The following is a 24,081-nucleotide window of genomic DNA, read 5'->3' as shown; positions in this document are numbered from 1 at the left end:
GCTCATCCTCCGTCACCATCCTGGCGGCCCTCGTCGAACCCGTGCGCCGCGGCGATCGCTGTCAGCTCCGCGAACGTCTTCGGGGCCAGTGCGCCAGCCCGTTTGCGGAGTAGCTCATCGTCCGCGGCTTCGATCACTGCCGCTGGTCGATCGATGCCAGAGATGTGAGTCGTGTTCCGAATTCCGTTTCTGATCGTCTTCCGTCGCTGGGTAAACAACGCCTTGACGAAGTCAAAAAAGAATGCTTCGTCGTCGACGGTGTAATCGGGCTTGCGCGGGATACAGCGGACGATCGCGCTCTGGACCGCCGGCGGCGGATCGAACGCCTCCCGTGGCACGTGCTCTGCAATCGAGACATCTGCGTAGTGCTGTGCGCCGACCGACAGGCGGCCGTACTCAGATGTGCCGGCCTCGGCGACCATTCGCTCGGCAAACTCACGCTGGAAGGTCAATACCATCGGAATCGACAGGGGAAACAGGCGAAACGAGATCTCACTGGAGACGCCGTACGGGAGGTTCGACACACAGGCGGTGACGCCTTCAGGGAAGGCCACTTCGAGAGCATCGCCGGCAACGACCTGGAGTCGGTCCTCCGCAATCGCCGTTGCAAACTCGGTACGGAGATGCGCAACGAACGTGTCGTCGCGCTCGACGACTGTCAACCGATCGGCAACCGTGAGCAGCCGATCCGTTAACACGCCGGGACCGCCCCCGATTTCGAGGATATGGCTCCGATCGGCGTCTTCGGGGAGGTACGTCGGGATTCGATCAACGACACGATCGTCGACGAGAAAGTGCTGGTCGAACTCGGGGTTACCCGACGCACCCGCTCGGCGGATGAGTGCATCCGGATCTCTCGACCCGTCGGGTTGGTCACCGCCCGCCGAGGCCGGCGATCGACTGCCAGCGGACGGTGCGCGTTGATCGCTCATTGCCGGTCGATAATCAGGGCAGCGGTGTAAACGTCTCGTTTCGCCTAGGGCCAAGAGATTGCTCTTATTCGGTTGCCCGCCCCACTATGAGCGCGGTTCTCCCGGCCGAACGAAGGCGCGGTACTTGAGATCATCCTCACGGAGTTCTTCGAGAATGCGCTCTTTGATCGTCTCTTTCGGACTGTGCAGTCCCGAAATTCGATCGGTGAGGTCCTCGAAACTCTCGAAGGGCCCGCGCTTGCGCTCGTCGAGGATGCCGTTTCTGAGCTTTTTGCCGATCCCCGGGAGGAGGTTCAACTGATGAAGCCGAAGCGTGATCGGCTGGGCGTCGTTGTAGAAATCGACGAAGCGGCGCTCGTCGTCATCGATGATATCGGCGACCGCGTATTCCAGTTCTGATTTGGCCCCACCGGAGAGATCGTCGTACTCGACGAGACGGTACCGATCGACAATCTCCGGGTCTGGCTCCGGGTCGATCTGGAGTTCGTCGCCAATAGACAGGTCCGCATCGTCGGTCAGCGAGAGTTCATACAGGCCGAACGACTCGATATCCATTGCGTAGGCGATCGACGATTTCTGGTACTGTGGACGGTCGTCGTCGGCGCGACCGTGAGGGAGATAATCCAGAACGAGGGCGGCGCTCGTCTCGTCGGACTCAGTGTCGCCAGCGTCCGTGGGTGAAGACATACTGATACGTACGCGAAGCTGATACTTAAAAACAGGCCCGTCTAGCGATCGCCGTCGACCTCAGGCGTATTTCGCGACGATGTTGAGGATCTCGTCGAGTTCCTCGCCGTCGAGGGCGAATCGCTCTTTCGCGAAGACTGACCGAAGTTCGGTTCGATCCTGCGGCAGCAGGTCGGCAATCTTGTGGGCGATCGCGTTGTCGACCTTCTCGATCGCCTGCAGCTCTTCGACGAGCTCGCGGGATTCTTCTGGATCGAGTTCCGCAAACCGGTTGACGTGTTCGATCGCGCGGGCAAGCTCATATCGGAGTTCGCGTTCTTCGTCCTCGGCTCGTTCGGCCTCAACCGCAGCGAGTTCGGCTTTCACCTCCGAGATGGTCATGTACTCCTCGTCGATTTTTTCTTTGAATATCGTCATAACGTTGCGTATCTCCTCAGAGTTCCAACTTACGCCTGTGCGCGGAGGTGTGCCGGCCGAGCGATGACGGTCTTTTCTTTGCCGCCGTCGGTGATCGACACGAGGAACGCCCGACCCTGCTTGCCGACGACCTCGCCGGTGTGGCCGTTGAACCGCGGGTGGAATCGCCCTTCCGGGACGCTTGGATCGAGTTTGAGGTGGACCTTCTGTCCGGTTTCGAACTCTTGGATCGCCCGCTGTGGCGGTGATGCGCCACGATCCCGTGGGTGGTTTTTGAGCTTTCCTCGTGTTCCTTGCATAGGGCCATTAGAGCTCGGCATAGTCGTGTACTCTGTTACTGCCGGTCGCTTTATAAATGGTGCGTTCCCGCGCCGCCGCGACAGGCACTCACACGATCGCGGTCATTGCTGCCTGCGCTACGCCTCGCGATCGCCAATCGCCCGCGGCAGCCGGATCGTAACCGCCGATCCTTCCGGATCAGTTTCAAAACTGCTGTCACCACCCAGAGCCGTCACGCCCCACCTGATAACCCACAGCCCGAGGCTACTGCCGTGTTCGAGCGCAGTTTCTGTCTCGCGTTCGATCGCTCCAAGCTCATGATCTGGAATCCCAGGTCCGTTATCACGAACCGTGATCTCAATCTCATCGTCGCTAGAGATCGACACTGCCTCGATCGTCACCCTCGGTTCAGTCGCGTTGTTGTGTTCAAATCCGTTCTCAATGAGATTCTCAAAGACGAGCTCAAACAGGGTCGCTGTTGTCTCAACGGTAAGCGTGTCAGGTATGTCCACGATCGCCTCCCACTCGGGCTCTCGATTGGCGATCGGTTCGGCGATCGAGCGGATTGACGACTCGATCTGGATCGATCGGGGGCGTTCATCGCTTTCGAGCGCAGTTGCGACCCGCTGGGCGGTCGTGCCGAGATCGATGAGCGCGGTCGCGTTTCGCTCGATCGTCTCGACATAGTGTCTGCTCTCGTCGTCGTCGCTGTGGCGATCGCCGAGCAACTGGGCCATCCCGACGACGACGTTGAGATCGTTTCGCAGATTGTGTCTGAGAATTCGGTTCAACACCTCAAGACGCTGTTTGCGCTGGCGTTGGTCGGTCACGTCCTGTAGAACGAGGGTATACCCGACGAGCGTGTCTGGGGCGGTTGAGAGGGGCTTCGAGGCGATCGTGAACTCCTGGCGCCGGCCGCGGGTCCGGATCGACACTGTCTGTCTATCTTGAGTGGGATCGATTGAATCGCCGTCGTAGCACGCAGACAGCGACTCGCCGAGTATCTGGCGCTTCGTGGTCGAAAACAGCGATTCAGCTGCCCCGTTGAGCGTGACGACACGCATCGACTCGTCAACGACGACAACGGGATTGGCGAGATCGTCGATCGCCGCGCGTTCGCCTGTTCTGCGGGTCGCCGGATGGAGGTCAAACATATCCGATCGGGTGAACGCGTATGCATCCAGCGCAACGTGGGGTAAAAACAGCGCGGGAACGAGATTCAACGCGGCGACCGGTCCGAGATCGAACGTCCACAGGACGTACCCAACCGCGGGCGGAACCGCACTCAGTCCGACTGCGATCGCCTCCGAGCGATACAGCCGGCCGTAACTGACGACGGTGTCGACGAGCAATGCTGTGCCAACCGCGATTTGGGTGGCGGAAACGGCGAACGCGACATATACGAGGGGGCCGCGTTCATACCTGACGCCACTCAATCCAGTCACAGATTCGACCGCAAACTCGCCAATTAACAGCCCGTGTAGCGGATCCGTGACGATCGCTACCGTGGTAGCACATGCGAACCCGACGACCGGTCCATACCATCGCGGGGTCAACCAGTTTGTTCGACCGGTGTAGCCGAGCGCGAACGCAAGATACAGCGTTCCCAGCCAAATTGCGGCGATCCACCCGAGCACCTCGATCCCGTAGCGGAACTGCAGATCGAAGATCACGTAGCCGAGCCCGTACCCAGAGAGGAGTGTAAACTGGATCAAAAACACACCGAGAAACCACCATGCGCCCGGACGGTCTCTAAGGTCCCACACCCACCGGAGCAAAAACAGGGTCCCGACGACGCCAGCAGCGATCACACCAAGGTGAAGCCAGCCGGCGATCGTTGGCATACGACCTCGTACTCACGACCGGGTCAGGAAGGTTTCGGTCCGACGTCTGTTGGGCGGAACGCAGCTTGGAGTCACCGTCCAATGAGATCCGAAAGTGTGCCGCGAATTCCGTTGTCTGTGCCCAACTTGAGGTAGTACGCGTCACCGCCGTCCTCGTAATAGTTGTCGATCCGCCGCTTGATGGAAAAGCCGAGATGTTCGTAAAAGCCAAGGGCGTTTTCGTTCGTTGCTCGGGCGTGACAGCTCACCGATCGATACTCTTCTGCGATCTCGGCGACCAGCTCTTCGGCGTACCCGCGCCCTCTCGCGTCGGGCGAAACGGCTAAAAAGAGGATGTAGCCGTCCCGACGAACACACGCAAACGCCACGAGGTCCGCGTTCTCGAAGATCAGGTGCGCCGTCGATCGGCGGTACGCGTCGGTGAAAAAGCCGCGGCGCTGCCTGAGGACGCCATCCTCCTCACGAATTCGCTCTTTGAGGTTCCAGGCGTCCAACACGTACGCCGCCTCACCAGGCGGCTCAACCCGTGTCTCGACGTTGATGCTCAATATCACACAGATAGACACACACGATATTAATTCCTCCGTCCGAACGAAATCTCACCGCCGGCTGGCAGCTGACATCAAAAGTGTCCCAGCTAGGGTCGACGGCTCATCCCCAAAAGCCGTTTGGAGGGCCCCGCGGTCCTGACGGTGACGGTGGTGTGGATTCGTTGCCAAGATGGACCTGTTCGGTCGGCGTTCGGGGATCGAGCTCTTCACCATTCTCGTATCGAACAAAGCTCAAGTAAAACCGCTCGCCACAGCCATCGCCGTCGATCGCGAGCCCGTCTTCACCACACTGAAACACAACCCCATCGGCGTCTTCAAAATCAGCGGTCGGTGGCTCGTATGACCAGCCCTCAAACGGAAACGGTGTGACCGCCTTATCAGCGAGGTACCCATCCCGTTCAATTTCGACGATCGTCTCACAGTGCGGACAGTAGTATCGGACTGGAAATCCCATGCATACCGTTCGCGATCCGTCGGTTTAGCGTTGTCTCCGTGGGCCAGTGGTGGGATGACTCACAGTCGTGAAAGCGCCCATGCAGCCCGATCGCGAGCCGCGTCGCTCGGATCCTGCGCTCGGACAGACCTGAGTTCGGAAGCTGCGTCGTCAGCCCGACAGTACCCAAGGGCCCAGCAGGCATGAATCCGCGAACGGGCCCACTCGTCCGACAGTAGCGCGGTCAGTGTCGGCACGTATTGCGCAATTCGATCCGGTTTTACGGAGGCGATTCGAGCGAGCGCGCCGACCGCGTTTGACCGGGTCGCCGCGTCCGGATCAGAAAGCAACGGAGCAATGTCGCCAGCGTATGGTGCGACGTCTGTTGGATACTCCTGCGCAATGTCTGCAAGGATACCAACAGCGTTGCCACGCAACTCAGGCTCTGCGGCATCAAGGAGGTCTAACACGAGCGGAACGATCGGAGTCGCTGCCGCCGGATACACAGACGTGACCCGCCCGAGTGCAGTCGTCCCGCTGATTTGATAGCGCGTATCCTCGGCGACGAGACTCTCACAGAGGGTCGGGACGATCGGGCGAACCGCGTCCGGATAGCGCTGTGCGATGGTTCCGATTGCTGCCAACGCCTGCTTGCCGGTCCGAGTCGGCTGCGTCGAGACGACCGATTCGAGCTTTGAGAGCCCTTCCAGCGCGGCGTAGGGCTCGTATTCGGAGATGTGAAGCAAGAAACGAGTTGCCGCAGCATCGATTAGCTCGTGACCACCTGCCAGTTCGTCGATCACCGCGTCGGTTAGGTGTTCTACAGCGTCTGGATACGCCTCGGCAAGACAGGCCAGCGATCGAAGCGCGTACAGCCGGGTTGGGTGCTGTTCGGAGCGAAGCAGCGTCCGCAACTCAGAAATAAAGCCGAGACCAGCAGTCGGATCGAACGCGACGACGGCAGCCAACGCCCGCGTCGCCCCGTAGCGAACCTCCGGATCGTCGTCTGTACAGAGTTCGTAAAGCGCCGATCGATCAACAATCCCCGGCGCAACGGCCGCAAACGTCCGGAGTCGATCGACGCGAGCGGGTTTCGAACCCACGCCGGTGAGATCTGGACGCTCCTCAGGACCGAGGACAACGATCGATCGCGTTGAGGCCGCGGTGAACCGACAGCGCTTGGGGAATTCAGTGACGGTAATCGCCTCCAGCGTCGGCGGTGCGGTCAGCCCGGCAGCTTCGGGATGCAGTTTCGAGGGGCCTGCGATCGCTACCGGATCACGATCGACACCAGCAAATCGATATATCGTTCGGGGAGCAAACCGATCAAAAAATCCGCGCAGTTCGGCGTAGGTTTCGGGTTCAGTTCTGATTTTGACCGCTTCGTCGGCTGCCCCGGGAGCGAACCACTGGATAGGTGTCCCCTTGGCAGTGTAATGGGACTCTCGAAAGGCCGTGAACGACCCGGCGTCGGTCGCGTCCCGCAGCGTGAGAACGGTATCACCATCGTTGATTTGCCAGCAGCGAATCCCGTCGATTGTCACAATCTGTGGCCGATCACTGGGAGGTACTTCGATCCGTGACACACAAGCGTGACAGACGACATTTGGATGCGACGCGTCGGCGTTGTGACTCGACAGCGTCGCGGCACAAATACTGCAGTGGGCGGCACCGAACCGTCCGAAACCCCTCATCAGATATCGTTGCGGACGACTCTCGAGAATATAAGCGTTATTGCGCAAATATCAGATCCTGAGAATCACCGCGAAAAAGCGCCCCGGAACGTCTATGCGCCAGCCCCGATATGTACGGATATGATCGACGAGACCGTCGCGGAGATCCAGGAGATGCAGACACACAGCTCGTCGGCAATCGCCGTTAACGCGACGCGTGCGCTCTCAGAGCTGCTCGGGCGCGAATATACCTCTTTGCAAGAGTTCGAGCGCGACATCCAGCAGAATATTGGCGTACTCAGACGCGCAAATACGTCACATGCGTCGTTATTCAACGCGATGCGCGAGGTCGAACGCTCTGTTGTCGACGAGGCAGCGAGTATTCCAGAGCTCAAAGAGCTGCTTGCGGCGACGATCGATCGTGTTGCCGAAGACATCGAGCGAGGGAAACGCGAAGCGGCCGCGAACGCCGCCGAACTGCTTTCGGACGGCGAGACGTTTTTGACCCACGACTTTTCGACGACAGTGCTCGAGGCGGTCGAAACGGCTGCGATGGACGGCGCGCACATGACCGCTCACGTTACCGAGGCCCGCCCGCGGTACATCGGTCGGAAAACCGCGCGGATGCTCGCGGCGATCGATCGGATCGAGACTCATCTCTGTGTCGACAGCGCTGCGGGCCACTACCTCGATCGCTGTGACCGGGTCCTCTTGGGTGTCGACTGCATCGTCGACGACACGCTGTACAACCGCGTTGGAACGTTCCCGATCGCCGTGACCGCGAACGAACTCGACGTGCCGATCGCAGTTATTGGCTCCGGAGCGAAACATATCGATAGCGGGTTTGTCTTCGAAAACACCTACCGACCGAGCTCGGAAGTCATGCTCGAGCCGATCGAGAACATCATTATCGACAATCCTGCCTACGACGCAACTCCCCTGGAGTTCGTTGACCACGTGATTACGGATCACGGCATCGAAGAGATCTGAATTCCTCACGCCTGCTACGCTTCCGCTTTCCGTGTTTGATACCAATCGGTGACTGCAAACGAGACAACCGTCATGATGACGAAGGCCGCGATCTCCGGGCCCGGATCGATCCAGCCGAGCGAGACAATCACGGCCGCTAAGAATACCAGTATCGCGGCAACGATCGACACACGAAGTAGATCAACCATACCACGTGATGAGTTCCGGGTCGCAAAATCATTTCGTTGATTGGCTCGGCAATCGCTGCTTCAGGCCGTTCGTCGACGGCGCAGACCAACACGGTCTCGCCGCGATCGCTCGCATCTTTTTTCTTGGAATTCAAAATATCAATAATATTAGAATCAAGAAACGTCAATAATCTCAGGCGTGAGTGTCATGTTTGAGGGCATAATCATTATCACGTTCCTTATCGTATCTTGATAGTTGAGGCAGGTGTACATGAATTACCGTCCCCGGGACACACCGTTTTGCGACATAGCGTACCTCACGCGGTCCGAGCATCGCGTTTCGACGTTGATAGCTCTAACAGAGCGCCCCCGGAGCCGCTCGGAACTGTGCGAGTTGGCTGGAGTTTCATCTTCCACGATGCGCCGTACGCTGGACGAGTTTGACGATCGGCTCTGGGTTCGCAAAGACGGATACCAGTACGTGACAACACGGTTGGGAGCAGTGATCGCCTCTGGGATGGAGGATCTGATCGATCGAGTTGAAACCGAGCGAAAGCTACGGGCTGTCTGGCACTGGCTCCCGGAAGCGATCAGTGAGCTTCCGTTCGAGACGTGGTCGGATCTAACAGTAACCACTGCCGAACCCAATGCACCGTATCGCCCGGTAAGCCGGTTCGAGTCACTTCTTCGGGAGGCGACCACCATCCGGTTTCTCCGCCCGGAAGTTGCACTGATGGATTTGTGTTTCGATCTGATTCACCAACTGGTCGGCGAGGGTGTAGAGATGACGTTGATCGATCGACCGGAATGCCACCAGTACTTTCTTTCGACGTACCCAAAGCGCAGTTCGGAGATGGTACAGCAAGACAATTTCACCATTTTAGAGCACGCGAATCTTCCTTCATACGGTGTCGGTCTACTTGACGAACGCGTTACGATCAGTTGTTACGAAGAAAACACCGGAACCGTCCACGCGTTGGTCGACAGCGACGCACCGGCGGTCCACGAGTGGGCCACAGCAGTTTATGAGCGCTATCGAGCCAGTGCACACCACGCTGAACCCCAACGGCGCGTTGAGTGAGATTTCTGCGGAAAGGTTTGAACGATTGTGTTTCCTTCAGTTGTTGACTGAAATACCTAGTATCTACAGGATCGCTTCAGACTCCGAGCGCACAGGATTGCAGCGGGTGGTGTTTTTGCAGTAGCTGGGAAAACCCCCGCCACTGCCGAATTTCCAAGAATTAGCTACATCATCTTTGGATATAAAATTATCTATGCCGAAAGAGGACAAACAATTCTCTTATCGGCAAGAGAGAAAACACCATGACCGAAGAACGACAACTATCACACGGTATCGACCTCGAAACACTCGAGGGGTTTGCTGCACACGCCGCAACGAATCCCGAAGCTGTCCAGCTTGGCCTAGGGGCGTCTGCAACCTACGAAGGGACAGCCGCACACAGCCTGGCAAAAATCGACAGCTACGAACTCGGTGGCGAGACGATCGCTCGTGAAACACGCGAATACACGGTTCCGTACGGTGCCTGGAAGGAAGTGTTAGACGCTGGCGGATGGGTTGGCGGGATCGACCGCATCGAACCAGTCGAAGCGGCACTGTCGGCGCTGGCTGCCTGTATCAACGTCGGAATCAGTATCAACGCCGCTGCCAATGGCGTGGCGATCGATCATCTCCAAACGCGCGTCCGGACGGATTTCGATCCGGCAGTGCTGTTCAGTCTCAAAGGACTCGAAGCAGCCGACTCCGTCTTCAAAAACCTTACCGCCGAGATTGAGGTTGACGGTGAGAATTTCGATCGGGACCAGATCGATGAATGGGCACGGCGAGCCCCTGTCTACACGTTCGTCTCTCTCGATCAGGATGTGGATATGACCATCAACACGCCAGCCGAGGTAGTGGGCGACGACTAGCTGGCGACCGTCGATGAGTGAATCCTTCAATACAGACACCAAATCTCTGACTTGGACATTCCTCTCTCGTTCTGAGTATTTAACCGATAACAAGCAGAAACTTACCGGCACCCGCCCCGTGGTAATTCGCTCAGAGTCAACCTACCTGATCGATCGGCATCCAACACACATCACAGTGTCTTTTATATCTTACGTGGCCCTTTGGCTACAGGGCAACCCGTTCACCACGTTCGTCGGACGCTTCGATCGCCGCAAGAACACACTGAACCGCGTACCCATCCTCGAAAGTGGGGAGTACGTCCGGTACATCTCCTGTCGACACAGCGTGTAAGAACTCGTAATTCTCGTGAACGAATGTATGTTCCCACCCGAGGACGTGTCCTGGCGGCCACCATGCCTCGACGTAGGGATCGCTTTCGTCGGTGACAAGCACCGTCTCGTACCCCCGGGCGTCGCCGGTCAGTACCTCGAGTTCGTTGAGCCGTTCGAGCGAGAATCGCAGGCTGCCCTTGGAGCCGTGGACTTCGATCGTGTGGTCGTTCTTGTGACCGCTCGCGAACCGAGAGGCTTCGAGCGTTCCGATCGCGCCGTTTGCAAACGTCAGCTGGGCCGTATAGGCGTCGTCCACCGTCACCTCGCGATGCGCTGTGACCTCGCCGTCATCGTCGTAGACTGGCCGCTCGTCGACGAACGTCTGAAGCTGTCCTGAAAGCCGATCGATTTCCCCAGTCACCTCTCCGACGAGGAACCTGACTAGATCGACAGTGTGAGCCCCAAGATCGCCGAGTGCACCCGATCCAGCCAGTTCCTTGTCGAGCCGCCAGGCCCACGGTGCGTCTGGGTCGACCAGCCAATCCTGGAGATATCGCCCGCGAACGTGTCTAATCTCCCCAATTTCGCCGTCCTCGATTAGCCCCTTCGCGTACTGAATCGCCGGGACGAACCGATAATTGAACGCACACCCGGCTGGAACAGCCGCGTCAGCGGCGGCGTCGCGCATCCGCTCGGCCGTCTTGAGCGTCGGAGCAAGCGGCTTCTCACAGAGCACTGGGACGCCGGCTTCCAGCGCCGCGATCGAGGGCTCCTCGTGGAGGTGATTCGGCCCGAGGTTGTAAAAGACGTCAACTGAATCGATCGCATCCTCCCAGTCGGTTGAGACCTGATCGAATCCAAACCGATCGGCCGCCTCCCGGAGTTCGGCTTCGTTGCGGCCGATCAGCGTATGGCGGTTGATTTCCGGCCCGTCCGGAAAGAACATCGCCTGCCGCGCCAGCGCGTTCGAGTGTGCTTTGCCTATAAACCGATACCCCAGCATGCCGATGTCGATCGTCTCAGTCATTGTATACGTGTCGTGGTGCTTTCAACTGCGTTACCCAGCAGCCGGTTACTCCGCCCAGTACGCTTCGCCCGGTTCTGTCGAAAATACCGCCCGTCCGAGCACGTCGATCGCCTTTTCCAGACCCTCCCGTGAGGATGTTAACGAGTCTTCGTGTTCGATCGATAGTGCCCCCTCGTAGCCGACCATTCGCAGCGTCGACACGACGTCCTTCCAGTGCTCCTCGCCATGACCGTAGCCGATCGAGCGGAACAGCCACGAGCGATCGGACTCGTCGGTGTACGGCGTCGTATCGAGCACACCTTTCTCGTGGGCGTTCGACTCGTAGATGCGGGTATCCTTGGCGTGAACGTGGTGAATCGCGTCATGCTCGCCGAGATAGCGTATCGCCTCGGATACGTCGATTCCCTGCCAGTAGAGATGCGAGGGATCGAAGTTCGCGCCGATCCGATCGTTTGTGACCTCTCGAAGCCGGACGAGTCCGTGTGGCTCGTACACTAACATGTTTGGGTGCATCTCGATCGCGATGTTGACGCTGTGGTTGTCGGCAAACGCCGCGAGATTGGCCCAGTACTCGGTTGCGACCTCCCACTGATATTCGTGAGCGTCGGCGTGGTCAGTCGGCCACGGCGCTGTCACCCAGTTTGGAACCTCGTCGTTCGGCCCACCGGCCGGGAGTCCAGAAAAGCACGTGACCGTGTCCACGTCCAGCGCGGCGGCGAGTTCGATCGCCTCGCGGAGTTCGGTGTCAGCCCGGTCAGCGCGATCCTCCTCGGGATGTAACGGGTTGTTGTGCGTTGCGAGCGCGCTGACCGCGAGGTCGTATTCGGCACATAGCGCTGCTAACTCGTCGCGACGAGATTTATTTTCGAGAAACTGCTGGCGATCGACGTGATCCTCGCCAGGCCAGCCGCCGACACCGAGTTCAACGGCATCGACGCCGAGTTCGGCGAGGTACGAAAACGCCTCCTCGATCGGTTGATCGCCCAGTGGAACAGTGAGTACGCCGATGTGCATACGTGGGTGTATTACTACCGAATGAATAAATCTACAGGACTGATTATGGGCTGGATAGCTGGATCGCTCGCCCCTCCTCGGACGACCGGTAGACCGCGTCGATCACTCGTTGGACGACCAGCGCTTGCTCGACCGTGTTGCGATCGGGTTGTTCTCCACGAGCAACGTGGTCAAAGAAGTACGCCTGTTCGGCCCGATGCGTGTTGAGACTGCGAGTTTCAATCTCAGTGGTTGCAAGATGCTGTTTGCCGATCGTGCTCGCCTCGTAGAGTGTGAGTGTCTGGTTTTTGCGATCGAACCGGGCACCGGCGTCGGTTCCACGGATGATGAACTCGTTGCTGTCGGGGCGGTTCGTTGCCCACGCAACCTCAAGCGAAATCGTTGGTCCGTCGTCGGTGCGGATGAACGCGCTGGCAGAGTCGTCGACATCGAACCCTTCTGGACCCGAATCTTTACCCCACTCGGCGATGGCCGCGTACTCGTCGCTGGCTCCAAACTGCGATCGAGTCGCCGCCGACACCTCTGTGACGGTCGGGAAATCGAGCACGTATAATGCGAGATCGATCGCGTGCACGCCAATATCGATGAGCGAGCCACCGCCGGAGACCTCCTTCGAGGTGAACCACGAACCTCGGCCGGGGATGCCGCGCTGGCGGACGTAGTTCGCTTCGATGTGTGTGAGGTCGCCGAAACGTCCTGTTTGTTGGTAGCCGTTGATAACCTCGACGGGATTCAAAAAGCGGTTGTTGAATCCAACCATGCAGAAGCCTTCGGCGTCGCTTGCTGCAGTGGCAATTCGCTCGGCGCTTTCGAGCGTGTGCGCGAGAGGCTTTTCTAACAAGACGTCGAGACCGGCCTCGAGTGCAGCGACGGCGTACTCCTCGTGGAAGCGGTTCGGGGTGGTGATAAGAACCGCGTCGACACGGTCGAACAGCGCATCGGCGTCTGCGTACGTCTTGACACTGAACTTTTCGGCGAAGTCCTCGCGAGCCGACTCGTTGATATCCATACCGCCGACGAGCGTCGAGTCGTGCGCCTCGAATTGTTCGGCGTGGTGGTGGCCGATTCCGCCAAGCCCGACGATGCCGACCGCGATCGATGAGTCCTCTGTCATTGTCTAAAATTTCACTACACCAGTTGTTAAACGTCTCGTTCCGAAGCGCCAGCAATAAAAACGGAGTCCAGATGTACGAATCGATCGGTTCAGTCGTCGCTGCCGACCTCAGCGTCTGCTCCGCCTGCGCCGGTGCTGTCGATCGGTGCGATCTGGTGGGTAATCGCGTTGCCGGTCGCTGTATCGAAGAGGTGCGTCTTGGCGCGATCGAGAACGACTTCGACCTCCTGTTCTTCCTCAATTGCTGTGTCGGGATCAACGCTAATCAACAACTGTCCCGGCATAATTCCCTTTTCCATATCTGATTCGGCTTCCTCGTCGAACTTCAGGTACGCGAAGATCTCGTTGCCCATCGGTTCGAGGACGTCTGTGTACGCCGTCAGTGGTGGTGTGGGATCTGCGGCCTCGCGGCTGTTCCGCGAGAGGAATACGTCCTCTGGGCGGACACCGAGCGTCACGTCTGCGCCCGTCGAGAGGTTGTACGCTGCGGGATTGAACGGGATGGTCACATCATCGGAGTTGAACCCGTTGTCTGTGATCCGTCCCTCGACGAAGTTCATCGACGGTGAGCCGATAAAGCCGGCGACAAAGAGGTTTTGCGGCTCATTGTAACAGACCAACGGTGGATCGATCTGCTGGAGCTGCCCCGCATTGATGACGGCGATCCGATCGCTCATCGTCATCGCCTCCGCCTGATCGTGGGTGACGTAGATGATCGTCGTGTCGAGTTCTTTGTGGAGTCGCTGGAGCTCCGTCCGCATGTGGACGCGAAGCTTCGCGTCGAGGTTCGCAAGCGGCTCGTCCATGAGGAACACGTCAGGATTGCGGACGATCGCCCGCGCGATCGCGACCCGCTGGCGCTGTCCGCCCGACATCTCGTCGGGCATCCGGTCCATCATGCCGCCGAGTTGGACGACCTCTGCAGCCTTTTCGACCCGACGATCGATCTCGTCTTTGTCGTACTTGCGGAGCCGCAGTCCGAAGCTGATGTTCTCGTAGACGTCCATGTGCGGGAACAACGCGATGTTCTGGAACACCATCGAGATCCCGCGATCTTTCGGCGGCAGGTTCGTGACGTCTCTCCCGCCGATGATCACCTTCCCCTCGGTTGGGGTGGTGAGTCCAGCGATCGTCTCCATCGTGGTCGACTTGCCACAGCCGGATGGACCGACGAAGGTGACGAACTCGCCGTGTTTGATGTCGAGATTCATATCATCGACTGCCGTTACATCTTCGTACCGTTTCGTGATGTTTTCGAGGGTTACGTCTGCCATAGTTTACTCCTTGAGTGCTCCTGCGGTGAGCCCGCTGACAATCTTTTCCTGTGCAACGACCACGAGGATCGCAACCGGTAGGACGCCGACGATACTCGCAGCAGCCATGAGATTAAATAGTGTCTCGTATTGGCCTTGGTAGCCGAGAATCCCGCGGACGATCGGGGCCCAGTTGTCTGCGCCCGGATCGGTCATCAGCCGCGAGAAGAAGTACTCGTTGTACACTGCGATGAACGTGAGTACCCCTGCGGTCGCAACGCCGGGTGCCGACAGCGGAACGATGACGCGGAACAACGCGCCGAGCCGTGTCGTCCCTTCGATCCGTGCGGCGTCTTCCAGTCCATCAGGAATTTGCGAGTAGAACGTCGTAAGGATGAAAATGGACAGCGGCATGAACAGCGCGCTGAACGGGATGATCATCGCATACGGCGTGTTGTAGAGGCTTCCGTCGCTGAGAATGGGTTCAAGAACCCCGATATTTCGGTTAAACAGTCGGTTGAGCGGCAGGAAGAACGCTGCTGGTGGGAAGAACGACACCAAAAGCACCAACAACATCAGCGGGCTTTTGCCCCGGAACCGAAGCCGTCCGAAGATGTACCCCGCGAGACTGGAGACGATCAACACAATAACGGTCGTGATCGTGGCGATCACGAAGCTGTTGAACATGTAGCGGTGGAACGGGAGTCGTTCGAAGATCTCGACGAATGCGCCTGGGTTCGTTCCCATCGTCAGGTCACCTTGTGCGAGCAACGTGGGGTCGAACGTCGACGGCGCGAGGATGATGTTCTGCAGGCTGCCCGACGGGGTCAACGCAACCATGAACAGCCAGTAGAATGGGAACAGCGTCGTGAACAGAAACGCGATCATCGCGGTGTAGAACAGCCCCTTGTATACGCGATCGGGGTTTTTGATCGATCGTGCGGCCCACGCTTCGATCGGGCCGCGATCGAGGTCTGGCTCTTCTTCGCCGCTTCGCCCGTATTCCGTGTCTGAGTGTGATTCGGCTGCCATTAGAAGTACCCTCCTTCTGAATCAGCGAAAAACAGCAGGTAAACACTGATGAACACGCCGATAATGACGGCAGTGAAGAACGCCGCAGCGGCCGCAAGACCGATCACGCCTGACTGCGGCAGGAAGATCGTGTCGACCACGACACAGGTCAATGACGGGACAGTCGAACACCCGGCAGTCGCGTCGATGACGCCGTAGATCCGCATCGCGTCCATCGTTCGGAACAACATGGCGACGATGAGTGCTGGCAGCACGAGTGGAAGCGTGATCATCTTGAAGCGTTGCCAGGTCGACGCCCCCGACACTTCTGCAACGTCGTAGAGACTGCGATCGACGCTCTGGAGCCCTGCGAGTATCAAAAGCGCCATGAACGCTGAGGTCTTCCACACGTCGGCCACCAAGACAATGATGAACGAATCGCGGCTCGTGTTCAGCGGTGTGGATCCGAATATTCCGAGCGCCTGCATCAGATCTGTTCCGAAGCCAACAGTCGGCTGGAAGAACAGGTAGAAGATCATCGCCTGGATGACGACTGGGATCGCCCATGGGATGATGATTGCCACGCGAACCCAGCGCCGACCACGGAATTCCTTATCCAGAATCAACGCCTGGCCAAATCCGATCAGCGTCTCCAACACGACACTGACGACGGCGAACGTAATCGTAACAAAAAGCGCCTGTCTAAAGAACGGTGCACCCATTTCGATGAACGGGAAGGAACTCGTAAACGCGATATCGAGTACTTGTCTTCGTATCAGTGCCTCACCGGTGAGCAGGTCGACGTAGTTTCCGATCCCGTAGAACGGCTCGGCGGTCCGACCCTCCTGGACCAGAAACGAGAGCCGAAGCGTATCGAGGAGCGGATAAAACGCAACGAGGAACAAAAAGAAAAACGCCGGAGCGAGAAGGAGGTACGCGTACGCCTCCTCACTGAGGTTTTCCATCCATGTGGTGATGGGCCGAAGGAGTCCCCCGGTTGCGGTGTCGCTGTCGACCGCAGCAGTGTCTTGATCTGTTGCCATGTCTACGTATACCAAAAGATAATGATTTTTTTATTACTTTACTGTTCGGACTGCTCGAGCTGGTTGGCGAGGTTCGACATCGCTTCGTCTGGAGCAGTCGTCTGTGAGTACGCGTCGTTAACCTCCTGGTAAATGAACGGCGCCTGGGTCGGCCACACCTCGGTGACCGGCCGCGGAACCGTCCGCTCGCCAGTGTACTGTAGTGAGTCGATATAGCGACCGATCGTCCCGAGTTCGTCGCGATCGGCGTCGTTCATTACGTCGAGAATCGGCGGAATGTTGCCGCCGAGTTCGAAGACCCGCTGCATGACACTCCGATCGGAGAACGCCTCGAGCACTGCAACCGAATCCTCGATGTCCTCGCTGTTGGGGTTGATTGCGAGGTGCCAGCCACCGAGGGCCGCGCGACTGCCGCCGAGGCCCTCGTAGTCGGATTCGCTCTCTTCGACGCCGTACGGCAGCGGCATCGTTCCCAGGTCCTCGCCGAATGCATCGTCCGCGCCGTTGATGATGACCGCGTACGGCCAGTTGCGGTGAAACACCGCATTGCCATCGGTAAAGGGGCCACGGGCGTCCTCTTCGGTCCACTGGAGGATCGCTTCCGGTGCGATCTGCTCATACCCTTCGAGGGCGTACTCGTCGTCTTGGCCGTGAATCATCGTCCGCATCGCGCGGAGCGTCTCGATCACTGGTTCTTCTTCGACGGTAATCGGCCGATCACCGATCGGGCCGAAGAGGTTCTCCCGGCCGCCGAAGAATGCCCCGCCAAAGCTCGACATTGTCTCGTTGAACGTACAGCACGCGAGTCCCTCGTATGGCGCTGCCTGCGTCGTGAACGCGTACTCGATCTCCTCGGAGTTCTGTTCTTGGACGTCAGCGGCAATCTGTGAGAACTCTTCCCAGGACACTGGGGTCGTCTGCCAGTCCTCAGTATCGTAGCCAGCGTCTTCGACCAGATCCTTGCGGTACTGCATGACCGGATAGTCTGGGAAAAACGGCAGTGCGTACAGGTCACCGCTATCTGGATCTACGGCCGTATCGACCGTTGACGGTAGGTAGTCGTTTTCGACGCGATCGAGCACGTCGCTCGAAAGGTTCTCTTGGAGGTTGAGTAGCTGATCCTGGACGATGAACGGGATCGTCCAGCCGCTGTCCATCATGAAGATGTCGGGGTCCGATCGGCCCGCATCGAGTGCAGACGTGTACGCGTCACGCCGGCTGTCGGTCTCGAAATCCCCTGCCTGTACCGTTATCTCGATGTCGTTGTCCAACCCGGCGTCCCACAGCGCCTCTTGGATCTCGTCTTCGATATCTTGGAAATTCTGATCGGCGGTGATGACAACCGCCTCGTCGTCGCCACCGTTTCCGTTGCCACCATTTCCGTTACCACCGTTTCCGTTGCCACCGTTTCCGTTGCCCCCGAGACAGCCGGCGAGTCCGACTGTAATGCCGGATGCGCCCGCTGCTTGGACAAATCGCCGTCGGGACACGCCAGTCCGTCGCCGTCTGTTAGGTGAGTCAGTATCGACCATTACAATTATCGTGTTAGTTCACACCACTATATAACTTTGGATGACTTACTACACCTGTTGTAGTTAATTTGAATACAAGATATTGACAGACAACAGAACGTACGAATATTCGTTATATGATTATCGACATGTTCGAGTAAGGTTCTTTACGCATGGTGGACAGACGATCAATTCACGTTCTACATTTGCCGAATGGACCGTACCCAATCGGTAAGGCTCAAACCGATCGGCATGATAGCGGGGTACATGTCAGTGCTCGATTCGATCGTCCGCCCTGAACACACAGGTGACAATCGGTGTTACCCGTGTACCGTGGTGAACGCAGTTGGCGTTGCACTTGTTTCTTTCCTCGTGGCTCGACGATCTCGCTTTGGGGCAGTCGCGGTGGCGTTAGTTGCTGGAGCACTCATCTGGCTCCGCGGCTACGTCATTCCGTACACCCCACAGTTTGGGCCACAGATCGCCGATCGCCTGCCAATCGCGTTCGGTCACGGTCCTAACGACGCCGACCCATCTGACTCGATCGGCGGCGACACCGACCCCGAGGCAGTACTCACCGCGCTGTTCGAGGCGGGTGTACTCGTCGAGGACGGCGATCTCTTCTTGGCCGAGGCGTTCGAGACGGCGTGGAACGATCGGATGGCCGATCTTCGTGACCTCGACGATGCAGCGTTGGCAGCCAATGCGGCGGCTGCGGTTCCATTCGACGCAGAAAGCGGTGTGCAGGGTAATCGGCTACTGGTCGCCGGCCCACACGATCTGTGGCTAACACGACCAGTGGCGATCGCCGAGACTGCCGCGCTGGAGGCACTCGTCAAGTGGGGTGTCGATCGGGAGACCGCAGCAAAAGCAACGCATCCGCTGCGAACCTTTCTGTACCAGTGTCCCTCGTGTGCGGGCCCGCTCGCAGAGACAACATATCAAAACTGTTGTGGTGGGACACGAGGCGTGTACGGTCATCCAGAACGGAGTGTTCTCGCCTGTCAAGCATGTGGTGCGCTGTTGTTCGAATTCGACGAATGATCGTCGGTATAGTCGATCTCAGTTATCGATCTGTCCTGGCGGCTCGTTGCGCCCGATCCGTATCTCGCGGCTTTCGATGTCTTCGAGGGCGGCAACCAGTCCACCGATCTCAACTGGACCGTCGGGTGTTTCCACCGTGAACGAGGCAACTTCCTCTGTATCTTCGAACGCCACGTCGACGACCTTACCCTGAATGACGATCGAGTTGCCGGTCTCGATATTACGCCCCTCGACGGTCGCGTAGAACTCTCCGCCTAACTCACGGATGTCTTTTACCGCCCGCCGGATCGACGCGTATCGCCGCGGGAACGGACGATCTCTGCCGTCTGCGGCAAGCGTTTCGGCGGTGGTCCAGAGGACTGTTCCGAAGAACCCGGAGACGAGAAAGCCAAGCGCCGATCGGTTGAAGATCACGCCGTATCGATCCTGATCATCTCGCAGCGCGTCCTGCGTTGCGTAGATCGAGTACTCGCCGTCGGCAACCGCAAGCACAGGGGTCGTGATACCGCGACGTGCACGGGCGATTGTCGCGACCGACAGATAGTCGAACTCCGCTGGATCGGGCGCGCGACTCGCCGGCGTGACCAATAGCTCGATCGTGACGCCATCGGCGGTCTTCTCACGGAGCTGCGGAGCGAACCGGCGCAAGAGATCGGGGGTCAACGAGAGTGCAATCTCATACTCGGCAGTCGTAATAATCTCCTCAATGTACCGGAGAATTGTTGAGCGGGATTTAACGAGCGACACCGCCTCTGTGTCGCGGGTTGGCGCGGTATAGCGCGCTTCAAGTTCGCTTACCATCTCGGCGAATGACGCTTGGATATCACCAAATGAATCTTCTGGGTTCACTGCGACGATCTTCATCGGGCGAGATTCCCGAAGCTCAACCAACCCGCGATCCGCGAGGCTTCGGACTGTGTCGTACACGCGAGGCTGCGGGATATCTGTCGAGTCCGCAATCTCGCTGGCCGTCAGTTCCCCATGTTCGAGGACCGCGAGATACGCGTCGATCTCGTACTCGCCAAGATTGAACCGTTCGCCGACGTGTTCGAGGGTCTGTCGGAGTTCGTCTACCATACCGAGCGTTCGATCGCCCCGGATAATAAATTTACTACCTCTCGAGTAGCACAAAATTATAGAATAAAGTTATGTAAGGTGGCTAGATGTTCACTCAGCGAGTACAGTCTCCAGCCGATTACATGTACATTCGATCTTCGGGAACGTCGATTTCTCGCTCTTCGATCCGTTGTGCGAGTTCGTTGTAATACTGGGTCACCTCGTCGGCAAACGCACGAAGCGGCGTGGCATCGACATCGAGATCGTACACCGTCGTGATCGTCTCGACGAGCCGAATGGCGGCTTCGACATCCGGGGCCATCGCGTGTACTGGCGTCACGAACAATCCGACGCCGAGTGAAGTGTCCATACCCCGCTCGATCAGTGCGGCGTTCGTTCCATCGAGGAAGCCGCTGCCCATTGGCTGGACCGAACCCGCTGGGAGCCGGCGTTCACGGAAATCCTCGGTGGCCACGTAGTACGTCTGATGGCCGTCTGGGCCGTGTGGAACGGGAATTCCCGCAGCGATCGCAATCTCCTTGACCCCTTCTTCGGTCGTCCACGAGAGAATATCGGTCGCGAACTGTTCGCCGAGTGAAACAGGAACGAACAACTCACCAACAAGTACAGTAATATCAAGGTCATTTCGAGAAAACAATCGAATCGGATGTCTCGGCTTCCCAGCCTCGAAGGGCGTGATCGACGGCAGTCCCTCAGCACGGATGTAGCCGTACTCTTCGAGATCGAGATGATCGACGAGGTAGTCGACTGCTGTCAATCCCGCGAGGCCGTACGCCGAGAATCCACAAAGGAGGATAGTACTCGGGCCATCTTGGTGGTTGACAGTGAAATCTGTCGGTGGTCGACGGCGAGTCCCAAACATACGACTGGCTACTCACCCGAAATATATAGCAATACTGCCACTGCGGATCGGTTGGAGGTGCCGTGGCGTCGAACGGTCTCACCGACAGCAACGCTTTTTCACCGGGACCGAGACAGGTCTGTATGGTTGGTGTCGGCTGGCAGTTTGTCCTCGTGATTGGTGCCGGTGAAGCCACAACACGAACGGTCGAGTCGGTGTTTGGCGAACTGCTTGATATCACCGGATTCCGGCTGCTTCTTGCGATCGCAATTGTTGTCCTCGGTGTATGGATCTCGAAGCTTTTGGTCCGGCTCTTGGGGCGACCGATCGCCCAACGGTTCGTCCGCCAGAGTGTTGCCCAGACGATCATCGGCGGGATTCGTGGTGCAACGATCGCGCTGTCGGTGCTTTTGGCCGGTTCGATTCTTGGGCTCGGATTCGGCGATATTCTGTTGAACTTAGCGGTGTTTTCGGCCGTCGTGGGTATCATTCTCGCGCCGATCGTCGGGAACGTCATTAACGGCGTGTTTGTTCTCGCGGATCAGCCCTTCGAGATTGGTGACATGATCGAACTCGACGACGGGACTCGGGGCTTCGTTGACGACATCACGATCAGGTACACAAAGATACTCACACTGGACAACACGTTTCTCGTCGTCCCGAACGGAAACATCCGCGAGCGAGACGTGACGAACTTCTCCGCAGAGGATGAACGAACCCGAATCTCGCTCGACGTACTCGTTACCTACGAATCAGATCTCCAGACTGCCAGAAGCCTCGCCGAACGGGCCGCGCGTGATATCGATCCGGTAATTAAAGGCGGTCCAGACATCAGGGTCGGAACCGCTCGGTATCCGGCTGGACCGTCGTGTCTAATCCAGAGTCACGCGGACAACGGAGTCTTACTTCGGCTTCGGTACTGGATCAAACAGCCGTACAAGGTTGGAACGATCCAGTCGAACGTCCGCGCCAGGATCAGCGAACTGTACGCCGATGCCCCCGTCGAGATGGCGTACCCACATCAACACCACGTCTTCGACGACACGAGCGGTCAGGCGCAAATCTGCATCGATACCAATCGATCAGACCACGCGGAGGCAATTACTGATACCAATACTGACGAGACGACAGACACGTAGCTGGTTACAATTTCGACCTCCGCTCGACCAGTCGGCGATCGGTTCACGGATACGGGTGATATGGTCCGTCGAGCCGCGGCTCGAATCCCATCGATTCGGGAACGCTGCGGGCCCGATCGCCGAAGAACGGCTCGCCGGTGAAAAGCGGCTGGGCGGTCGGGACGATCGCCCTCGCTGCCTCGAATCCGAGCGCCTCGACATCCCGGGTCGTCGTCCGGGCAGCGTACGCGTCGAGACCGACCGCACCCAGCCGTTCGACGACTGCGGTAAGTTCCGCCGTGCCATCCAGGGAGGCCTCACCGATCGAGTCCGCGGGGACCGTGGTGTCGACGTCGACAAAGTGCTGGGCAGCCGGTGGAAACGAGGCGTACTCGCCGATCGCTGCGCCCTGCTTTGCTGCCTCCGCGTTGCCCATCGCTCGCAGCTCCATCCAGTTTTGCAGCGCTTCCGATAGCGCCGAGACAGCCGCCTCGTTCGGATCGAGTGATGCGCCCGACCCCATCGCGAACGCTGGCCACTCGCCACCGTCGCGGTGAACTGCGACGGAGACGACGGGGACGTCGATATCCTGTGTCGAAAGGAGCGCGGTAACCTCGAGTGATTCTGCTCGGGCCCGCTTGCGGAGCTCGGCGAAGCGGTCGTCCGAGACGGCGAGCCCAACGGGGTCTGCGGTCGAATACCAGCCGATCATCGTTGCATCGCGTTCGATGACTTCATAAAGCCCTGACAAAATTGCCTCGGCTGCGGTGTTTCCAAGCCCGAGTCCGGTCGTGATTGCCGGCTTGTAGCGCCGTTCTGGCGGTGGATACACGACGAATTCAGCGGGCAACGACACCCGATCACCGCTCGCAAGATCGGTTCCTGGAACCCACCTGATCGGCGTCTCTGGATTCGGCGTTTCGAACAAGTCGTGAGAGTCTGGGCGGACAAACCGTGCGGGCGATACCGCATTTGAACGGTTTGACACCGGCGCACGTGTAAACGCCAACTCGCGATAGACTCCTGCGGCATATCGTTCGAGCCCTTCGCCGAGGGCTTTCATGTAAGCACGATCCCAGTCGAGGTCTGCGCCCGCAGCGTATTCGGCCGCACGGGCGTCGCTGAAGCCTGTCGTATCTCGCGTCGTCGTAATATAATACGGGACGGGGAATGACTCTCGTTCGCCGACCTCTCCGAGGAGCCCAACCCGTGTGTCGACGGCTCGTTCTGCGCGGGCAATCGAATCATCGAGTGTTCGCACGCTGTTTTCGTCTTCATCGAGAGCAAATCGATCGCGATCGTCAGACTGCGAACAGGCACACCCCGGCACCGGGAGAAACAATCGGTCGGGACCGTCGATCTCCGTGACCCGCCCGCCGTCGCGGTCTCCGGTCAACAGTGCCACAAGGTTTCGACCGGCTACCGCACCGGCAAACCGAACCGCTGATCGGTCCCCACGAGCGTTGCCAGATCCCACCGTACCCTCTGTGGCTGCAGCGACTCGTGCCGACAGACAGCGATAACACCCTGATTTGGCGGTGTATGTGCTCACGCTGGCGTCGAGTGCATCAAATGCGATTCCACCGATCCCACCAACCTCGACGGCGACCCACCGGACGAACGCGTCGCTTCCAGCGAGAAAAGAACGGTGCCCGGCCGGCTGGACGATGACTCCCACGGGTGGGACGTCTGCGGCGTCCGTGCTCTCGGTAAGAGCCTCTGACGACAGCGATACGGTCGAAACGTCGAGATCCCCGATCGCCGCTTCGACTGCCGCCATCGCTGGCCCGCCCCCAATCAGCCCAATCTGCATC

The 24,081-nt window shown here is 58.6% G+C and carries 24 protein-coding genes; 5 read left to right on the top strand and 19 right to left on the bottom strand.

What is annotated here, in order from left to right; all coding sequences use genetic code 11:
* Positions 1-2: 2 nt before the first annotated feature.
* From E5K03_RS09705 to E5K03_RS09670, 8 genes are all read right to left on the bottom strand, one after another.
* Positions 3-932, bottom strand: coding sequence for a 16S ribosomal RNA methyltransferase A (locus E5K03_RS09705; RefSeq protein WP_138006652.1), 930 nt, complete (start codon positions 930-932; stop codon positions 3-5).
* Positions 933-1,016: 84 nt separating this feature from the next.
* The gene (locus E5K03_RS09700) at positions 1,017-1,619 is read right to left on the bottom strand and encodes a DUF655 domain-containing protein (protein ID WP_138006651.1); all 603 of its coding nucleotides are present in this window, start codon (positions 1,617-1,619) and stop codon (positions 1,017-1,019) included.
* 60 nt (positions 1,620-1,679) lie between these two features.
* Positions 1,680-2,036: an RNA polymerase Rpb4 family protein gene (locus E5K03_RS09695; protein ID WP_138006650.1), complete on the bottom strand. Its 357-nt coding sequence runs from the start codon at positions 2,034-2,036 to the stop codon at positions 1,680-1,682.
* Between the two features lie 29 nt (positions 2,037-2,065).
* Complete coding sequence (locus tag E5K03_RS09690) at positions 2,066-2,356, bottom strand: 50S ribosomal protein L21e (protein ID WP_138006649.1); 291 nt, start codon at positions 2,354-2,356, stop codon at positions 2,066-2,068.
* 96 nt (positions 2,357-2,452) lie between these two features.
* Positions 2,453-4,159: a histidine kinase N-terminal 7TM domain-containing protein gene (locus E5K03_RS09685; RefSeq protein ID WP_138006648.1), complete on the bottom strand. Its 1,707-nt coding sequence runs from the start codon at positions 4,157-4,159 to the stop codon at positions 2,453-2,455.
* A gap of 71 nt (positions 4,160-4,230) precedes the next feature.
* A complete protein-coding gene (locus E5K03_RS09680) occupies positions 4,231-4,707 on the bottom strand; it encodes a GNAT family N-acetyltransferase (RefSeq protein WP_138006647.1) in 477 nt (158 codons plus the stop codon).
* A gap of 103 nt (positions 4,708-4,810) precedes the next feature.
* On the bottom strand, positions 4,811-5,164 hold the full coding sequence (locus E5K03_RS09675) for a hypothetical protein (RefSeq protein WP_138006646.1): 354 nt from the start codon (positions 5,162-5,164) through the stop codon (positions 4,811-4,813).
* A 59-nt stretch (positions 5,165-5,223) separates the two neighbouring features.
* Positions 5,224-6,837: a HEAT repeat domain-containing protein gene (locus E5K03_RS09670; RefSeq protein ID WP_138006645.1), complete on the bottom strand. Its 1,614-nt coding sequence runs from the start codon at positions 6,835-6,837 to the stop codon at positions 5,224-5,226.
* A gap of 120 nt (positions 6,838-6,957) precedes the next feature.
* Between E5K03_RS09670 and E5K03_RS09665 the strand changes: the two genes are divergently transcribed.
* Positions 6,958-7,806 (top strand): translation initiation factor eIF-2B, encoded by an 849-nt coding sequence (locus E5K03_RS09665; protein WP_138006644.1) that lies wholly within the window; start codon positions 6,958-6,960, stop codon positions 7,804-7,806.
* Positions 7,807-7,820: 14 nt separating this feature from the next.
* Here the strand turns inward: E5K03_RS09665 and E5K03_RS17215 are convergent, their stop codons facing one another.
* Entirely contained in the window at positions 7,821-7,994 is a 174-nt protein-coding gene (locus E5K03_RS17215; RefSeq protein WP_171006661.1) for a hypothetical protein, read from the bottom strand.
* A 250-nt stretch (positions 7,995-8,244) separates the two neighbouring features.
* Here E5K03_RS17215 and E5K03_RS09660 point away from each other — a divergent pair, with 250 nt between their 5' ends.
* Positions 8,245-9,054: a transcriptional regulator FilR1 domain-containing protein gene (locus E5K03_RS09660; protein WP_138006643.1), complete on the top strand. Its 810-nt coding sequence runs from the start codon at positions 8,245-8,247 to the stop codon at positions 9,052-9,054.
* A gap of 242 nt (positions 9,055-9,296) precedes the next feature.
* On the top strand, positions 9,297-9,902 hold the full coding sequence (locus tag E5K03_RS09655; RefSeq protein ID WP_138006642.1) for an OsmC family protein: 606 nt from the start codon (positions 9,297-9,299) through the stop codon (positions 9,900-9,902).
* A gap of 205 nt (positions 9,903-10,107) precedes the next feature.
* Here the strand turns inward: E5K03_RS09655 and E5K03_RS09650 are convergent, their stop codons facing one another.
* The 7 genes from E5K03_RS09650 to E5K03_RS09620 form a co-directional block, all read right to left on the bottom strand.
* A complete protein-coding gene (locus E5K03_RS09650; protein ID WP_138006641.1) occupies positions 10,108-11,241 on the bottom strand; it encodes a Gfo/Idh/MocA family protein in 1,134 nt (377 codons plus the stop codon).
* A 45-nt stretch (positions 11,242-11,286) separates the two neighbouring features.
* Positions 11,287-12,255: a sugar phosphate isomerase/epimerase family protein gene (locus E5K03_RS09645; RefSeq protein ID WP_138006640.1), complete on the bottom strand. Its 969-nt coding sequence runs from the start codon at positions 12,253-12,255 to the stop codon at positions 11,287-11,289.
* A 43-nt stretch (positions 12,256-12,298) separates the two neighbouring features.
* Positions 12,299-13,369, bottom strand: a complete 1,071-nt coding sequence (locus tag E5K03_RS09640; RefSeq protein ID WP_138006639.1) for a Gfo/Idh/MocA family protein — start codon at positions 13,367-13,369, stop codon at positions 12,299-12,301.
* An 89-nt stretch (positions 13,370-13,458) separates the two neighbouring features.
* Positions 13,459-14,643 carry an ABC transporter ATP-binding protein gene (locus E5K03_RS09635; protein ID WP_138006638.1) on the bottom strand — a complete coding sequence of 395 codons (1,185 nt, stop codon included), beginning with the start codon at positions 14,641-14,643 and terminating at the stop codon, positions 13,459-13,461.
* A gap of 3 nt (positions 14,644-14,646) precedes the next feature.
* Complete coding sequence (locus tag E5K03_RS09630) at positions 14,647-15,654, bottom strand: carbohydrate ABC transporter permease (RefSeq protein ID WP_138006637.1); 1,008 nt, start codon at positions 15,652-15,654, stop codon at positions 14,647-14,649.
* On the bottom strand, positions 15,654-16,676 hold the full coding sequence (locus tag E5K03_RS09625; RefSeq protein WP_138006636.1) for a carbohydrate ABC transporter permease: 1,023 nt from the start codon (positions 16,674-16,676) through the stop codon (positions 15,654-15,656). The genes E5K03_RS09630 and E5K03_RS09625 overlap by 1 nt, the downstream gene beginning before the upstream one ends.
* A gap of 38 nt (positions 16,677-16,714) precedes the next feature.
* Positions 16,715-18,208 carry an extracellular solute-binding protein gene (locus E5K03_RS09620; protein WP_138006635.1) on the bottom strand — a complete coding sequence of 498 codons (1,494 nt, stop codon included), beginning with the start codon at positions 18,206-18,208 and terminating at the stop codon, positions 16,715-16,717.
* A gap of 246 nt (positions 18,209-18,454) precedes the next feature.
* Here E5K03_RS09620 and E5K03_RS09615 point away from each other — a divergent pair, with 246 nt between their 5' ends.
* Positions 18,455-19,231 (top strand): hypothetical protein, encoded by a 777-nt coding sequence (locus E5K03_RS09615; protein WP_240729997.1) that lies wholly within the window; start codon positions 18,455-18,457, stop codon positions 19,229-19,231.
* A gap of 18 nt (positions 19,232-19,249) precedes the next feature.
* On the opposite strand, the gene trmB is transcribed toward E5K03_RS09615, so the two are convergent.
* Together trmB and E5K03_RS09605 are read right to left on the bottom strand one after the other, a co-directional pair.
* The gene (gene trmB, locus E5K03_RS09610; protein ID WP_138006634.1) at positions 19,250-20,308 is read right to left on the bottom strand and encodes an HTH-type sugar sensing transcriptional regulator TrmB; all 1,059 of its coding nucleotides are present in this window, start codon (positions 20,306-20,308) and stop codon (positions 19,250-19,252) included.
* 118 nt (positions 20,309-20,426) lie between these two features.
* A complete protein-coding gene (locus E5K03_RS09605) occupies positions 20,427-21,170 on the bottom strand; it encodes a proteasome assembly chaperone family protein (RefSeq protein ID WP_138006633.1) in 744 nt (247 codons plus the stop codon).
* 122 nt (positions 21,171-21,292) lie between these two features.
* Between E5K03_RS09605 and E5K03_RS09600 the strand changes: the two genes are divergently transcribed.
* Positions 21,293-22,288, top strand: a complete 996-nt coding sequence (locus E5K03_RS09600; RefSeq protein ID WP_138006632.1) for a mechanosensitive ion channel family protein — start codon at positions 21,293-21,295, stop codon at positions 22,286-22,288.
* 43 nt (positions 22,289-22,331) lie between these two features.
* Here the strand turns inward: E5K03_RS09600 and E5K03_RS09595 are convergent, their stop codons facing one another.
* Positions 22,332-24,080, bottom strand: a complete 1,749-nt coding sequence (locus tag E5K03_RS09595) for a YcaO-like family protein (protein ID WP_138006631.1) — start codon at positions 24,078-24,080, stop codon at positions 22,332-22,334.
* Position 24,081: the final 1 nt, after the last annotated feature.

Source organism: Halalkalirubrum salinum (assembly GCF_005543295.1).
Lineage (GTDB): Archaea > Halobacteriota > Halobacteria > Halobacteriales > Haloferacaceae > Halalkalirubrum > Halalkalirubrum salinum.
Note: the sequence above shows the minus strand (reverse complement) of the source record. Positions and strands in the feature narration are given on the sequence as shown.

What these genes read in the sequence shown, in the direction of transcription:
- E5K03_RS09705 (WP_138006652.1), bottom strand. Translation starts at nt 932, where the DNA reads ATGAGCGATCAACGCGCACCGTCCGCTGGCAGTCGATCGCCGGCCTCG.
- E5K03_RS09700 (WP_138006651.1), bottom strand. Translation starts at nt 1,619, where the DNA reads ATGTCTTCACCCACGGACGCTGGCGACACTGAGTCCGACGAGACGAGC.
- E5K03_RS09695 (WP_138006650.1), bottom strand. Translation starts at nt 2,036, where the DNA reads ATGACGATATTCAAAGAAAAAATCGACGAGGAGTACATGACCATCTCG.
- E5K03_RS09690 (WP_138006649.1), bottom strand. Translation starts at nt 2,356, where the DNA reads ATGCCGAGCTCTAATGGCCCTATGCAAGGAACACGAGGAAAGCTCAAA.
- E5K03_RS09685 (WP_138006648.1), bottom strand. Translation starts at nt 4,159, where the DNA reads ATGCCAACGATCGCCGGCTGGCTTCACCTTGGTGTGATCGCTGCTGGC.
- E5K03_RS09675 (WP_138006646.1), bottom strand. Translation starts at nt 5,164, where the DNA reads ATGGGATTTCCAGTCCGATACTACTGTCCGCACTGTGAGACGATCGTC.
- E5K03_RS09670 (WP_138006645.1), bottom strand. Translation starts at nt 6,837, where the DNA reads ATGAGGGGTTTCGGACGGTTCGGTGCCGCCCACTGCAGTATTTGTGCC.
- E5K03_RS09665 (WP_138006644.1), top strand. Translation starts at nt 6,958, where the DNA reads ATGATCGACGAGACCGTCGCGGAGATCCAGGAGATGCAGACACACAGC.
- E5K03_RS17215 (WP_171006661.1), bottom strand. Translation starts at nt 7,994, where the DNA reads ATGGTTGATCTACTTCGTGTGTCGATCGTTGCCGCGATACTGGTATTC.
- E5K03_RS09660 (WP_138006643.1), top strand. Translation starts at nt 8,245, where the DNA reads ATGAATTACCGTCCCCGGGACACACCGTTTTGCGACATAGCGTACCTC.
- E5K03_RS09655 (WP_138006642.1), top strand. Translation starts at nt 9,297, where the DNA reads ATGACCGAAGAACGACAACTATCACACGGTATCGACCTCGAAACACTC.
- E5K03_RS09650 (WP_138006641.1), bottom strand. Translation starts at nt 11,241, where the DNA reads ATGACTGAGACGATCGACATCGGCATGCTGGGGTATCGGTTTATAGGC.
- E5K03_RS09645 (WP_138006640.1), bottom strand. Translation starts at nt 12,255, where the DNA reads ATGCACATCGGCGTACTCACTGTTCCACTGGGCGATCAACCGATCGAG.
- E5K03_RS09640 (WP_138006639.1), bottom strand. Translation starts at nt 13,369, where the DNA reads ATGACAGAGGACTCATCGATCGCGGTCGGCATCGTCGGGCTTGGCGGA.
- E5K03_RS09635 (WP_138006638.1), bottom strand. Translation starts at nt 14,643, where the DNA reads ATGGCAGACGTAACCCTCGAAAACATCACGAAACGGTACGAAGATGTA.
- E5K03_RS09630 (WP_138006637.1), bottom strand. Translation starts at nt 15,654, where the DNA reads ATGGCAGCCGAATCACACTCAGACACGGAATACGGGCGAAGCGGCGAA.
- E5K03_RS09625 (WP_138006636.1), bottom strand. Translation starts at nt 16,676, where the DNA reads ATGGCAACAGATCAAGACACTGCTGCGGTCGACAGCGACACCGCAACC.
- E5K03_RS09620 (WP_138006635.1), bottom strand. Translation starts at nt 18,208, where the DNA reads ATGGTCGATACTGACTCACCTAACAGACGGCGACGGACTGGCGTGTCC.
- E5K03_RS09615 (WP_240729997.1), top strand. Translation starts at nt 18,455, where the DNA reads ATGTCAGTGCTCGATTCGATCGTCCGCCCTGAACACACAGGTGACAAT.
- trmB (WP_138006634.1), bottom strand. Translation starts at nt 20,308, where the DNA reads ATGGTAGACGAACTCCGACAGACCCTCGAACACGTCGGCGAACGGTTC.
- E5K03_RS09605 (WP_138006633.1), bottom strand. Translation starts at nt 21,170, where the DNA reads ATGTTTGGGACTCGCCGTCGACCACCGACAGATTTCACTGTCAACCAC.
- E5K03_RS09600 (WP_138006632.1), top strand. Translation starts at nt 21,293, where the DNA reads ATGGTTGGTGTCGGCTGGCAGTTTGTCCTCGTGATTGGTGCCGGTGAA.
- E5K03_RS09595 (WP_138006631.1), bottom strand. Translation starts at nt 24,080, where the DNA reads ATGCAGATTGGGCTGATTGGGGGCGGGCCAGCGATGGCGGCAGTCGAA.